We start from the raw sequence: 14893 nt of genomic DNA, 5'->3' as shown, positions 1-14893 counted from the left end.
TTCTATTATTCCGTTAAATCTGTTAATTTTTCTTCTTCTTCTAATCGTATAAGAGCCTTACGGTATTCTTCTGGAAGTACTTTTACAAATTTAGGCAAGTAAGAATCCCAGTTTTCTAATATACGTTGTGCTAAAGTACTTTGTGTATAATTATAATGATTAGTTACTAACTCGTGAAGTTGCGTTACATCTTCAGACTCTGTGACTGGGTCAAGATTTAAATCTGTAGCATTACATTTTGATCTAAATGTATTGTCTGCATCTAATACATAAGCTACACCACCACTCATACCTGCTCCAAAATTACGTCCTGTTTTACCCAGAATTACTGCTAAACCACCAGTCATATATTCACACCCGTGATCTCCAATACCTTCAACGACAGCTACGGCTCCACTATTACGTACACAGAAACGTTCTCCGGCTGTACCGTTAAAATACGCTTCACCACTTGTTGCACCATATAGTGCAACATTACCTATAATCACATTCTCACTAGCTTCAAAAGTTGCTTCTTCTGGTACTTTTACAATTAAGCGAGCTCCGGAAAGACCTTTACCCACATAATCATTTGCATTACCATCTACCTTTAAAGTTAAACCTCGAGTAGCAAAAGCTCCAAAACTTTGACCTGCTGAACCTTTAAAGTTTACTTTCAACGTATTGTCAGGTAAACCTTGCTCGCCATAAATTTTTGAAATCTCGTTACTTAAAATTGCGCCTACTGCACGATCTAAATTTGTTATATCAAGATCTAAGGTTGTTTTCTCTTTTCTAAATAAAGCGGTGTGAGCTAATTCTATAATTTCAAAATCGATAGATTTTTCTAAATGGTGATTTTGAGTTTCTGTATTATAAACTTTTACGCCTTGAGGCACAGCTATATTGTGTAAAATAGGAGAAAGATCTACTCCCGCAGCTTTATAATGTTCTACAGCTTTACTGCGATCTAACTTCTGAACCTGACCTACCATCTCATCTATAGTACGGAATCCAAGTTGTGCCATTATCTCACGTAACTCTTCTGCCACAAAATACATGAAGTTTACTACGTGTTCTGGCTTCCCTTTAAACTTTTTACGAAGGTCTGGGTTTTGCGTTGCAATACCCACTGGGCAAGTGTTTAGATGACACACACGCATCATAATACAACCTGATGCTACTAATGGAGCTGTTGCAAAACCAAATTCTTCTGCACCCAGCAGACAAGCTACCGCTACATCACGTCCTGTTTTTAACTGACCATCACATTCCAGACGTATTCTGCTACGTAGATTGTTAAGCACTAAAGTTTGTTGTGCTTCAGCAATACCTAATTCCCAGGGCAAACCGCAATGTCTTAGAGATGTTAATGGTGAAGCTCCTGTACCCCCATCATATCCTGAAATTAAAATTACATCTGCCATTGCTTTTGCAACACCGGCAGCAACCGTACCTACTCCTACTTCAGAAACCAGCTTCACATTAATACGTGCTTCACGGTTTGCAGATTTAAGGTCATAAATTAATTGAGCTAAATCTTCAATTGAATAAATATCGTGATGCGGTGGTGGCGAGATTAAACCTACGTAGGGTGTACTCTTACGGGTTTTAGCGATAAATTTATTTACTTTCTCTCCCGGTAATTGACCACCTTCTCCCGGTTTAGCTCCTTGTGCCATTTTAATCTGAATCTCTGCAGCACTGGTAAGGTAATTACTGGTAACTCCAAAACGACCGGAAGCTACTTGCTTAATTGCAGAGTTACGCCAGTCGCCATTAGGGCTTTTGTAAAAACGCTCTGCATCTTCCCCACCTTCACCACTATTACTTTTACCGCCTATACGGTTCATAGCAACGGCTAGATTCTCGTGAGCTTCTTTACTTATTGACCCATAAGACATAGCTCCTGTTTTAAATCGCTTTACGATTTCCGTCCAGGGTTCTACTTCTTCTAATGGAATTGGGTCGTAGTTTGAAAATTCAAAAAGACCGCGTATGGTCATTAATTGCTTTGACTGCTCATTTACTAAACTTGCATATTCTTTGTATGTCTTCGGATTGTTTTGACGTACAGAATCCTGAAGTTTTGCAATAGTCAACGGATTAAACATGTGTTTTTCTCCGTTACGACGCCAGCGGTAATCACCGCCTATTTCCATCTCCAGGTTTCCTGAAATATCCTGACGTTTAAATGTACGATTGTGTCGTTTTGCAACCTCCTGCTCTACTTCATATAGCCCTATACCTTCTATACGGCTAGGCGTATTAGGAAAATACTTTTCTATTAATTTAGAATTTAATCCTAATGCTTCAAACAAACGAGAACCTCGGTATGAGTTTAAGGTAGAAATACCTATTTTATTCATTACCTTAATTACTCCTTTACCAACAGCTTTATTATAATTTTCGACCGCTTCCTGAAAATCGATATTTTCAAGATTCTTCTCTTCTATTTCTTTTTTAATAATTTCATTAACCATGTACGGATTAATCGCACTAGCTCCATAACCAAATAATAATGCAAAATGATGCACCTCACGTGGTTCTGCAGATTCTATGATTATACTCATTTTTGAACGTTGACCACTTCTAAAAAGTCCGCTATTCATGTAAGAACAGCCTAACAGTGCAGGAATAGGCGCCATTTTATCATTTACACCTCTATCTGAAAGTATAAGTATCGTGTGACCGGCGTCAATAGCTTCAGAAGCTTGAGCTACCATAGATTCTAATGCATCTTCAAGACCATTTAAACCTCTGTTTGCTTCGTAAAGCATAGGTATTTCAGTAACCTTAAAATCTGGATGATCAAAGTTTTTTATCTTATCTAAATCTTCTTTTGAGATTACCGGATTTTGTATTCTAATCTTCTTACAGTAATCTGGAGTAATCTCCATCAAATTAGTATCAGGTCCAAGTGTTAAGCTCAAGTCTGTAATAAGCTCTTCGCGAATACCATCAAGTGGTGGATTTGTTACCTGAGCAAATAGCTGTTTGAAATAATTGTATAAAAGCTGAGGTCTTTCAGAAAGGACTGCTAATGGTGTGTCAGATCCCATAGAACCTATAGGCTCTTTACCTTTACCTGCCATAGGCAGAATAATAGTACGTATATCTTCCGCAGTATAACCAAACGCATTTTTTCGCAAATCAAAAATTGTATCTTCTATTCTAAGATCAACATCACGATATGGTATATCTTTTAAGTTTACGCGATTTTTATCTAGCCAATCACCATAAGGGTTTTTAGAAACGATACTTTCTTTAATCTCTTCATCATTAATGATACGACCAGCCTTCATATCTACTAAAAACATTTTTCCCGGCTCTAATCTACCGTGGAAAGCAATATTTTTTGGTTCTAAATCTAAAACACCGGTTTCTGAAGACATAATTACATATCCTGTTTTAGTAACAGAATATCGTGATGGTCTTAAACCGTTACGATCTAAGACTGCTCCTATAAAATCTCCGTCTGTAAAAGGGATTGAAGCAGGACCATCCCAAGGCTCCATAATACAGCTATTAAACTCGTAAAATGCTTTTTTAGCATCGCTCATATCTTGATGCTTTTCCCAGGCTTCAGGAACTAACATCATCATAATTTCTGGTAATGATCTCCCAGACATTAATAGAAGCTCTACGACCATATCCATAGACGCAGAATCAGATTTACCTTTTAGAATAATAGGAAAAAGCTCTTTTATCTCTTCGCCAAACCACTCACTCTCTAAAAGCTCTTCTCTACTACGCATACGCGAAACATTACCTCGTAAGGTATTTATTTCTCCGTTATGACACATATACCTAAATGGCTGCGCCAAATCCCAGGTAGGAAATGTATTTGTAGAAAAACGCTGATGAACCAAAGCTAAACGCGTTGTTAGTTTTGGATCTAATAAATCTGTATAATAGAACTTAATATCCTCTGGCATTAAAAGCCCTTTAAATATTAAAGTTTTGTTAGATAAACTTGGTAAATAAAAATAAGAGTGCTCAGAAAGCTTACTACTTAATATGGTATGCTCTGTAATTTTACGTGCCGTATAAAGTTTAATCATAAACTCTTGCTCCTGCATATCTACATGAGGCTTGCCTATAAAGATCTGTTCTATATGAGGTTCTACGCTGGCTGCAATAGACCCAAGATAACCTGCATCTACTGGGACTTTTCTCCAACCTAAGAGTACAAGCCCTTTATCTTTAATTTGCTTTTCAAAAACTCCTTTGCAATATGCACGTTGATTTTCCTTTTTAGGTAAAAAAACATTACCCATTGCATACTCTCTAGGTGCCGGAAGATCAAAATCACAATTCTCTTCAAAGAAGTCGTACGGTATATCTATAAGAATACCTGCACCATCTCCTGTTTTACCATCACTACTTACTGCACCACGATGTTCTAGTTTTTCAAGAATTTCTAGAGCCTTATGAATAATATCATTTGACTTATTTCCTTCAAGACTACAAATGAACCCTGCGCCACAATTTTCGTGTTCCCATTCTGGTGAATATAAACCCTGTTTTTCCATAAAATTTCTCCTCTTATTTAAAGACTGAATTATAAAGCTATTCAATAAACTTATATGCTAATAATTTTAAAGAATAAGATTTTTATTATTCCATAATTAGCAATAAAACCGACTTAAAATGCAAACAAATCAAAATAAGTTAACAGATTTTATAGAAAATGAAACGCACTTTTTTGAATTTGACTGTTTTTTGGCAGTTAACGAATATTTACTTTTTCTTAAACACTTGTTAACATTTGACGTTTTTGATGCTTTTTTAACCTCATAAACCCTAAAAATTCTTAAAAAAGGGACATAAGCCACAATCAATTTCTCAAAACACAACTTTATTCTTTACTAAATAATGTGATACCCTAAAATTTAGGGGGTATATTTTGATTAAATAATAAAAATTAAACACTAACCCCTAAAAAATTGGGGGTAGGTATAAATATTATCTAGTTTAGCATCTCACCAATTAATCAAATTTAGAATGAAAAAATTACTACTACCTTTAATGATTTGCCTTAGCATTACTGCAATTGCTCAGGAAGAAGAAACATCCTGGTCTGATGGTTTTACACTTTCAGGTTCTGTTGATGCTTATTTTAGACAAAACTTTAATGCTCCAAATAAACTTATAGATACTGATAATAATGGGGAAGTAGATAGTTATATCGCTCCCGGTTCTTCTTTTGCTAATCAACCCGGTTTTGCTTTAGGTATGGCTAATCTTATTATTGGTTATGAAAAAGGAGACGTAGGAGTTGTTGCAGATCTTGTTTATGGCCCACGTGGTACAGATGCAGTTTTTGGCTCAACTACTGCAAGTTCTAGTATTGTTAACCAATTATATGTATACTGGAATGTTAGTGAAAAAGTGAAATTAACATTTGGTAACTGGAATACCTATTTAGGTTACGAAGTGATATCGCCTGCGGCTAACTTCAACTATTCTACATCATATATGTTTTCTTACGGTCCTTTCTCTCACTCTGGTCTTAAAGCAGATTTTACTCTTGATGATAACTGGAGTGCGATGTTAGCAGTAATGAACTCAACAGACTTTACAGACTACAACCCATTTGGAGGTTATACTGCAGGTGCACAATTAGGTTATTCTGCAGATGCAGGAAGCGCTTTTTTAAACTTTTTATATGGTGATCAAGATGGTGATTATACAGATATGGGGCTAGGTGAAGGTGTAGGTGCTACCTTTCAAGTAGATCTTACGACCGGTTTAGACCTTTCAGATTCTTTTTACTTAGGTCTTAACACAACTTATAACACTACTGAGGCAGGTGATTTAGGTGGCGATTCGTTTGGTTTTTACGGTGTTGCATTATACGCACAGATTGCCGCAAGCGAAAACTTCTCTATAGGTCTTCGCCCTGAGTATTTTAGCCAGTTTGGTGGTTTTGATGCAATAGGTGGAAATGATGCTAACGGTGACGGAAATGTTCTTGCTGTAACCTTATCTGGTAACGCAAAAGTTGGCCCTCTTACTTTTATTCCCGAATTTAGATTAGATTCTGCTAGCGAAGATGTATTCTTGGATGGTGATTTAACACCACAAGGAAGCTTAGGGTCCTTCCTGCTTGCAGCCGTATATTCATTTTAATCTAAAACACAATTTACACAATGAAAAAAATCGAAGCGATTATTAGAAAATCAAAATTTTCAGCCGTTAAGAAGGCTTTACATGAAAAAGGAGTCAACTTTTTCTCTTATTGGGATGTTACCGGTCTGGGTAATGAAAAACACGGTCACGTTTATCGTGGCGTTTCATACAGTACAAGTGACATACAACGCAGATACTTATCTATAGTGGTAAATGATGACTTTGAACAAATAACCATCGCAGCTATTCTTGAAGCAGGATCTACAGGAGAAGTAGGTGACGGAAAAATATTTGTTTCTGACATTACAGAAGCTTACAGAATACGAACAGGTAAAAAAGGTGGTGACACTTTAAACTAAACTAATCAACCCTAACAAAACAAATTAATATATGGAAGCAGGATTATTTACAGCAAACAACGTATGGATGATGATCTGTACAGGGCTTGTGTTCTTTATGCACCTTGGATTCTCATTACTTGAAATAGGACTTACTCGTGAAAAAAATACGATAAACATTTTATTTAAAAATGTATTTATCATTTGCGTAGGTCTATTAGTATATTATATAGGAGGTTTTAACCTAATGTATCCTGGTTTTGCAGAAGATTCCTCAGGGATTTTTAGCTTTGCCGGTTTTGGTATCGCACCTCCAGAAAATGGTATGACCCCAGAATATGCAGATGGTGGTTATACGTGGTGGACAGATTTCTTATTTCAAGGAATGTTTGCTGCTACAGCTGCAACAATTGTTTCTGGTGCAGTAGCAGAACGTATTAAACTAGGCGCCTTTATGATTTTTACAGTAATTTATGTAGGTCTTGTATATCCTATTGTAGGTTCTTGGAAATGGGGTGGCGGATTCTTAGATGCAATGGGCTTCTATGATTTTGCTGGTTCTACTTTAGTTCACTCTGTAGGTGGCTGGGCTGCTCTTATTGCAATTTACTTGTTAGGTGCACGTATAGGTAAATTTGATGAAAATGGTAAAGCAAATGCAATACCGGGACACAACATTCCTTTTGCAGTAGCAGGAGTATTAATTCTTTGGTTAGGCTGGTTTGGCTTTAATGGAGGTTCTGTATTATCTGCAGATCCTGCTTTAACATCTTTAACACTGGTGACAACCTCTTTAGCAGCAGCAGCAGGTGGTGTAAGTGCATTTATAGTTTCTACTATTATGTATAAAAACTATGACTTAACAATGTTCCTAAACGGAATTTTAGGAGGGCTTGTAGGAATCACTGCAGGTGCAGATCAAATGTCACCTAACGATGCTGTAATAATAGGTGTTATTGCAGGTGCGATAATTGTATTTGGTGTTGCTTTAGTAGACAAATTAAAATTAGACGATCCTGTAGGAGCGGTAGCAGTACACTTAATATGTGGTATCTGGGGTACGTTAGCCGTAGGTATATTTGGTGCTATGGCTAGTATGGAACAGTTTATAACGCAATTAACTGGCGTAGGTATCGTAGGAGCTTTCTGTTGTACAACAGCTTTTATAATCTTGTTTATACTGAAAAAGACTATGGGTCTTAGAGTTTCTGAAAAAGAAGAGCTTGAAGGTTTAGACGAGCACGAGCATGGTATGAGCGCTTATCCTGATTTCGGATTAAACGAACATTAAAATTTCGGTTATTACTTTTGAAAACCCCGCATTTAAATATGCGGGGTTTTTTATTTGATTACGTTAAGAACTGGTAGGATAATGGGTAATATGTATGTTCTCCGTTTATTGCTTTTATAGCATTAATAATTGGGAAAATAAAAATAAGCACTCCTAAAATAATAAACCCGAGAATACCAAGCCCAAAAAGTAATATAGCAGGCACACAAAACAGTGTTAGGATAAATGTGCTAATCTGAAAATTCAAGATTTGCTTGCCTTGTAAATCCATACCAAGTACTTTATCCCGTTGGGTTAACCACAATATTAAAGGCACTATAAAACCTCCAAAACCGGTAACAAAGTTTATTAATTGACTTAAATGTGCTACCGCAACTAAATTTCTATCTTCTCTTAAATTCATGATAATTGATTTTTGATTGATTACTATATAAGTAAACAAAACGCCCTAATTGTTACATTACTTGTAACTCATTTTTTAATTATGGCACGCTCCTTGTAAAGTATTAAATGTACCATCCAAAAAGTTCAAAGAGTACAATTAATTAAAATTCAGAAATCATGAAAAAATTATTCTTTTTTTTTATAGGCCTCTTGACGGGTCTGGCTCCAATTCAAGCGGAGTCCTTGGATGATACTTCAACCCGATATGATGGTAGTCGTTATATTTTTGTTGAAGGCGGTGTTGAATTTTCGGTTTACCCAGATGGTGAATTCGATTTTGTTTTACCTCAAATAGCTCAGGGTGCAGTTAATGTAAATGTAAATGCGGGTCCTGTAAATATTAGTTACAACTCGGGTTATAATTACGACCCGTATGTTCAGTATGACGATTATGGTGCGGTACTACAAATAGAAGATGTGCCTATTTACTACGATAATTGGGGTAGAATTACTCAAGCCGGTAATGTATATATTAACTACCGTAATGACCGTATTGTAAATGTGAGCGGGTTAAATGTTTTTTATACCGGATCAAGATTTTCTCACGTAACTGGTTATATAAATGTTTATAATAGAGGTTATGTTTACCATCCTTATCACAACTTTTTCTATCGTCCATTCTTTGACAGATGTTTAGTTTATAATACGCCTTATAGAAGATACTATCGCCCTGTACGTTATGATTATGCTTATCATAGAAGTCACTATAATCAAGGCTACCGTAACGGATATGCAAATGCATATCACGACTTTAAAAGACCTAAAGGTCGTATTGCACACAATAATGCGAGAAGAGGTAGTTATACAACAGCACGAACTCAGGTAAATAACGATAGACGTTATGCTACAAACTCAAGAAGTTCTTCTGCAGGGAGATCAAATACAAGTCGCTCTCAACAAGCAAATAGAAGTACAAATTCTAGACAGTATAATAAGTCAAATCAAGTGCAAAGTCGTTCTGGTAATGCTAGGAGTAATTCTTCAAGAACCACTACTCCACCGCGCAACAGTAAATCGCCTGCTATAATTGATTCACGAGGTTCTAGAAGTGCAAGCCCTAATGTTGTTAGAACTACTAATACGCGTAGCTCGAGCGCAAGGTCATCACAGCCTGCTCAACGCGCTCCACAACGTGTAGCAACACCGGTAAGTAATAAACGTAGTGCTTCCCCACAAAGAAACACATCGCCGCAGAGAGTCTCTTCCCAACGTTCAACTCAGGCACGTAGTGCTACTACAAGTCGTAATAGTTCACAACATCAGGTAGCGCAGAGAAATACCTCACAAAAACGTAGTACTGCACCTATACGTTCGGTTCAGAGTTCTCAAAGTTCACGTAGTAGCAGTGCTGCAAGAACAAATAAAAGTTCAAATAGAGAAAGTTCTTCCCAGAGAAGCTCAAGAGGAAGAGGTAATTAAAATTTTGGTTGGTTAGTTGGAAGATCCCGTTTTTGATTTATTCAAAGCGGGATTTTCGTTTTAAAAATATAATCGTTTATCCACTTACATATCTCTGGAGATAATTTAAAGATATACACAACAGCAACATAGATAAGAGCTAAAATTGATGATTTTAAAGCAATTGCCAAGAACGGATTTATATTAAAATCCCAAAAATAAAAACCTAAACCAAGTATAACGAGTAGTATTGTAGTGTATAAAGATTCAGTGGTAAACGGATGCATTTTAAATTTCTTAAATACCACTACAATTTTAGCAAGAGCATATCCCACCGAAGCTATAAAGGTTGCTATAGCAGCACCATTTATTCCGAGTTTTGGTATAAAAATAAGATTGAGAGCAACTGCTACAATAACCAAAAAAACACCTAACACAAGCACCAGTCTATAATAATCACTGTTGTATAATATTGCATTATTATTTCCTAAAATGTTATCTACTAATTTTGCAAGCGAGATTAAAAGAACCACATAGAGTCCCTTACTGTATGCAGGATCTAAAATTAAATACAGACTTTTTATATTACATACAATTAACAACAGAAGAAGACCAGAAATTATATAGAGTGTTAGGGAGCTTTTCTTATAGAGATCTTTAAGCTCTAAAAAACGTCTTTCATTAAGATAATTAGCCGTCAACGGATACATAATCTGATGCATCGCCCTGGCCGGCACAGCGATTACGGCCGCAATATATATACCTACCGAATAGTATGCAACATTCTCGATAGATACCAGTTTACCCAACATAAACATATCAATTTCTAAAATCATTACCGCTACAGAACCTGCTACGATTATAAGCACACTATACTTTAGTATAGCAGTTAATTCATAAGGAATTGCAAGTCTCAACCTGGGTCTTTTGATGTAAAAAGCATAAACCATCATAATACCCATACGTAAGATATAAACTACACCCACCCCATATAGAAAATCTTGAGTAGTTATAATTTTTAAGGCAAATAATATAAGAAGAATCATTACCCCCAACCGGTGAAAAACCTCATTCATTATATTTCCAAAAACACTACGTAGTTGCGCTTTTGAATAGGCATAGGCAATCTCAAAGTACGCCATCGCAAAGGCGATAATACCTATGAGAAAAACAAATGGACGTACAATTTCATTTTTTGAAGCTAAAAAATTCACTAGATCCTCATAAAAAATACTAATCACTATAGAGCTTGGTATTAATACAAGTATGGGCATAAGCAGCATAAAGCTTAGAAAAACATCTTGATTTCTACCGCTATATCTGGAGTAAAACTTAATCAATGTATTTTGAGCGCCTACAGCAATAAAAGGCATCGCTAGTGTTGCACTGCTCAACAGAAAACCTACCAGACCATAATATTCATCTTTAAAAAAATGAACATAAAGTACTAACGTATTTAGTGCGCCTATTCCAAAACCTAGATAGGTTGTAATAAGATTTTTAAATGACTGTGAGGAGACAATTCCCATAAACGTTTTAAACTAGAATTGATGAAGTATTTCTGAAAGTTGTCTGGTTAGTTCTCTTCGGCTAAATGCTGTCAAATCTGAAGTATTTTGAGCAATACCACCTGTCTTATATGCATTATAATATTCTGATATTGTATTCTTTAATTGCGCTTTATTAGCATAAGAAAAATAAGTACCACTCTTTGCCTTTTCTAGTATTTCTATAATATCAGAATCTTTAGGACCTATTGCAATTATAGGCCTTTTAGATGCTAAATATTCAAATAGTTTACCGGGAATAATCGCCTGTGTATCGTAAGAATCTATTTCGATTAAAAGTAGTAACTGCGCGCTGCATTGTCTATGTATTGCTTCCTGATACGAGACATAACCGGGCAAATCTAAATTTTCATGCAAATGATAATTTTCTATATTTTTAATTACCGTAGTACTTACTTTACCTGTTAATTGAATACTTAAATCTTTAGAAAAATCACTGTTTTCCTGTTTAAGTTCACTTAAAGCCTGCCATAATATATCCGGATTACGATCTTCAAGAAGCGACCCTATGTGTGCTATTGTAAATTTAGTATCTAATAGAAGTGTTGAATCATAGACTGTATCAAAGCCGTTTGTGATACAACTTATAGGCGTTGATGTAGTCTTACTAAAATCATTTTTAGTGGTAGGACTCGTAACAAGTATATGATCTGCTTCATTTAATACCTCAAACTCCAGATCTACATGTTTTTGACGTGATTTCTGAGTAAGTTTTAGTTTTTTCTGATAGCCTATAGTCGTCCAGGGATCTCTAAAGTCTGCAACCCAGGGAAGCTGTGTTTGTTTTTTTAACTGAAGTCCTATAAGATGTAAACTGTGTGGCGGTCCTGTCGTTATAATTACATCAATATTTGTTGACTTTAGGTAAGATTTCAAATATTTGACCGAAGGTTTTATCCACCATTTGCGGGCATCAGGAATAAATAGATTTCCGCGTACAAAAAGCATCAGACGTTGAAGTAGACCCTGCTTTTCCTTATCTTTAATAATACCGCTGCTTATTTGGTCTGTTTGTTTTTTAGAAAACAATTGTGCTAAGCCATAGGGTTCTTTAATAGGATGTTTTAAAACAGTAGTCCCCTGCGGAATTTCTGCTTCTAAGCTTGCATCAACTATTGGATAATGCGGATTTTCAGGCACATAAACTACCGGTTCTATATCAAAGTCACGTAGGTATTTTACAAATTTTAGCCAGCGCTGCACCCCGGGACCACCCGCAGGAGGCCAATAATAACAAATGATCAGGGCTTTTTTCACACAACACGGTTCTAATTTCTAACTAAATAATTTAAGCTTCAGTTTTAACTTTTTGATTTCTCTTTCTAAAACTATAAAATAAGGATCCTAAAAGAATCAAGATTAAGATTATATTACTTGCAAGGCTTATTTTACTCCCAGTTTCTATTACCTGTGGTTCAAACTTAAACTCTATGGTATGAGAACCTTCTGGCAACATAAGTGCTCTTAGAATATAATCTGCTTTAATATAATCAACTTGATTTCCATCTATATAAGCATTCCATCCATTAGGATAATACACTTCACTAAAGACAGCAAGACGCTGTGCTCCTGTTGTAGCTTTATACTTTAAATAATTGGGTTGATGTTCTACCAGACTTATAGATGCTAAACTGTCTTCAGGAAAAATTAAGCTTCCCAGTTGGTTTTCAAATTTCTGATCTACTACTGCAGTTTGAAGCGTATTTAGATTTTCAAGTGCTAAAATCTCAGTATCTGCATTGGGTACCAGTTTTACATTTTGCACAAACCACGCATTGCCATTTGCATTGGGGTTAATTTGCACTTGCTCCTCTCCTTCTTCGTTTTGGGTGATTACATATTTTACGTTTAAAATATTAAGCGGTGCCATTTTACCTTGATATAAGTAAAAATCGGCGAGATCTGCTAGTCTTCCCGGTTTTGCCCCGTGATAACCACCTATAGAACTGTGAAAATAACTGGTGCGCGCACCATTAAGACCTATGCTTTGCTCATAAACACGATAGCGTGTGGTATCCTGTAATATTTGTTGATCTGCCGCAGACTGCTGAAAGGGTTGCTCAACCAATCGTGCAGCCATAAAATTCTCAGCATTTACATAGCGTCTGTCAACCTGAACCAAATCAAATACAATAAGTAGTGTAAGAACAATTAACGCCTGACTTTCTGATACTTTCTTCTTTAAGTAAAACCAGAGAAGCCCGGCTGCCAGAAGTACAAGCACCAGTGTTTTGATACTGTCGTTTATTAAGAGTGCTTTACGATCTTCTTTTACGGCATTCATAAATTCCATCCCAAAATTCTGAATGAAATACGCATCGTTTTCACCGGCAAAAGAAAATAAACTTCCTTTAAAAAGTAGGATTATTAAAGCCAACCCTGCCGTGATGCCCGTAGTCCATTTTAAAGCTATTAATTTGCGCTCTGCAGGTTCAGTCAATTGCAACATTTTATACAAACCAAAAATGGCTAAAACGGGCACGCACAATTCTGCTATAACCTGTATAGAGGTTACCGCTCTAAATTTATTGTAAAGTGGAAAGTAATCTATAAATAGGTCTGTAAACCACGCAAGATTACTCCCATAGCTAAGAAGCAATGATAAAACCGTACCTCCTACGAGCCACCATTTTAATCTGCCTCGTACGAGAAATAACCCTAAAACAAATAGAAATATAATTATTGCACCTAAATAAGCTGGTCCTGAAACTCCCGGTTGACTTCCCCAGTAGTATAACCCAAACTGACCGTAAACAGATTCTATTTGAGCCGGTGGCACGCCTTGTTTCAGTAGAAAGTTAGCAAACTCACTATCTTTATTATAAGGTTCAGAATTTGAACCACCGTAGAGACCGGCGATAAACAAATCTAAAGTTTCAGAAATACCATAACTATACTGGTTTATATAGGCTTTATCGAGACCGGCTACATCTTCTTTAGGTGAGCCCTCTGGAGTGATCGTTAATTCACTTTTTCCGCGGGTGCTAAAAGAACTGTATTCTGAAGTCGCCATTAAACTTGCAGCATTTGTACCTACAGCAAGGACTACAGCAAGCATTAAAATACCTACGCTTTTAAAGTAATGTGGTAGCTCTTTTTTACGAATGGCATCAATGAGATACGCAATTCCTAGTACCATTACTAGCAGCATTAGATAATAGGTCATCTGTACGTGGTTAGCCACAATTTCAAGCGCCATTGCCAGCGTGGTAAGGATAAAACCCCAGATATAGTTGCGCCTAAATGTGAGTAAAATACCACTTAAGACAAGCGGCATATACGCAATAGCATGGGCTTTAGCGTTATGCCCCACTCCTAATATTATTATGAGATAGCTTGAAAAACCAAAAGCTAATGCACCTAACGCAGCGTAGCGCCAGTCGAGTTTTAAAACGAGTAATAAAATATAAAAACTTATGAAATAGAGAAATAAATAATCTGCAGGCCTGGGTAAGAACCTAATTCCTAAATCAAGACTTTTAATCCAGTTATTAGGATATTTAGCACCTAACTGATAGGTAGGCATTCCGCCAAAGGCAGCATCTGTCCAATAAGGCTCTTCACCGGTTTGCGCTCTAAAGTCCATTTGCTCCTTAGCCATACCGCGATATTGCTGTATATCACTTTGAAACATTTTTTTACCCGAAAGTACTGGACTAAAATAAAGAAGTGCCGTAACTATAAATACAAATACCACAGCAACGTGTGGTCCTATTTTTTTAAACGAAAAACTCATAGAA

The 14893-nt window shown here is 36.3% G+C and carries 9 protein-coding genes; 4 read left to right on the top strand and 5 right to left on the bottom strand.

Annotated features, from left to right (window positions below; all coding sequences use genetic code 11):
- Positions 1-5 precede the first annotated feature (5 nt).
- Complete coding sequence (gene gltB / locus ACIGAM_RS12145) at positions 6-4514, bottom strand: glutamate synthase large subunit (protein ID WP_396511711.1); 4509 nt, start codon at positions 4512-4514, stop codon at positions 6-8.
- Between the two features lie 472 nt (positions 4515-4986).
- Between gltB and ACIGAM_RS12140 the strand changes: the two genes are divergently transcribed.
- Genes ACIGAM_RS12140 through ACIGAM_RS12130 form a run of 3 tightly spaced genes read left to right on the top strand, consistent with a single transcriptional unit; the run spans position 4987 to position 7743 of the window.
- Complete coding sequence (locus ACIGAM_RS12140; protein ID WP_396511710.1) at positions 4987-6114, top strand: porin; 1128 nt, start codon at positions 4987-4989, stop codon at positions 6112-6114.
- Positions 6115-6134: 20 nt separating this feature from the next.
- On the top strand, positions 6135-6473 hold the full coding sequence (locus ACIGAM_RS12135; protein ID WP_396511709.1) for a P-II family nitrogen regulator: 339 nt from the start codon (positions 6135-6137) through the stop codon (positions 6471-6473).
- Positions 6474-6504: 31 nt separating this feature from the next.
- The gene (locus tag ACIGAM_RS12130) at positions 6505-7743 is read left to right on the top strand and encodes an ammonium transporter (protein ID WP_396511708.1); all 1239 of its coding nucleotides are present in this window, start codon (positions 6505-6507) and stop codon (positions 7741-7743) included.
- Between the two features lie 58 nt (positions 7744-7801).
- On the opposite strand, the gene ACIGAM_RS12125 is transcribed toward ACIGAM_RS12130, so the two are convergent.
- Entirely contained in the window at positions 7802-8146 is a 345-nt protein-coding gene (locus tag ACIGAM_RS12125) for a DUF4870 domain-containing protein (protein ID WP_396511707.1), read from the bottom strand.
- Positions 8147-8304: 158 nt separating this feature from the next.
- Between ACIGAM_RS12125 and ACIGAM_RS12120 the strand changes: the two genes are divergently transcribed.
- Positions 8305-9606, top strand: a complete 1302-nt coding sequence (locus ACIGAM_RS12120) for a hypothetical protein (protein WP_396511706.1) — start codon at positions 8305-8307, stop codon at positions 9604-9606.
- A gap of 41 nt (positions 9607-9647) precedes the next feature.
- On the opposite strand, the gene ACIGAM_RS12115 is transcribed toward ACIGAM_RS12120, so the two are convergent.
- Genes ACIGAM_RS12115 through ACIGAM_RS12105 form a run of 3 tightly spaced genes read right to left on the bottom strand, consistent with a single transcriptional unit; the run spans position 9648 to position 14889 of the window.
- Positions 9648-11114, bottom strand: a complete 1467-nt coding sequence (locus ACIGAM_RS12115) for a polysaccharide biosynthesis C-terminal domain-containing protein (protein ID WP_396511705.1) — start codon at positions 11112-11114, stop codon at positions 9648-9650.
- A gap of 12 nt (positions 11115-11126) precedes the next feature.
- Entirely contained in the window at positions 11127-12410 is a 1284-nt protein-coding gene (locus tag ACIGAM_RS12110; RefSeq protein WP_396511704.1) for a glycosyltransferase family 4 protein, read from the bottom strand.
- Between the two features lie 31 nt (positions 12411-12441).
- Positions 12442-14889 (bottom strand): YfhO family protein, encoded by a 2448-nt coding sequence (locus ACIGAM_RS12105; RefSeq protein WP_396511703.1) that lies wholly within the window; start codon positions 14887-14889, stop codon positions 12442-12444.
- Positions 14890-14893 lie beyond the last annotated feature (4 nt).

Origin of the sequence: Leeuwenhoekiella sp. NPDC079379 (genome assembly GCF_044542075.1) — a bacterium.
Taxonomy (GTDB): domain Bacteria; phylum Bacteroidota; class Bacteroidia; order Flavobacteriales; family Flavobacteriaceae; genus Leeuwenhoekiella.
Note: the sequence above shows the minus strand (reverse complement) of the source record. Positions and strands in the feature narration are given on the sequence as shown.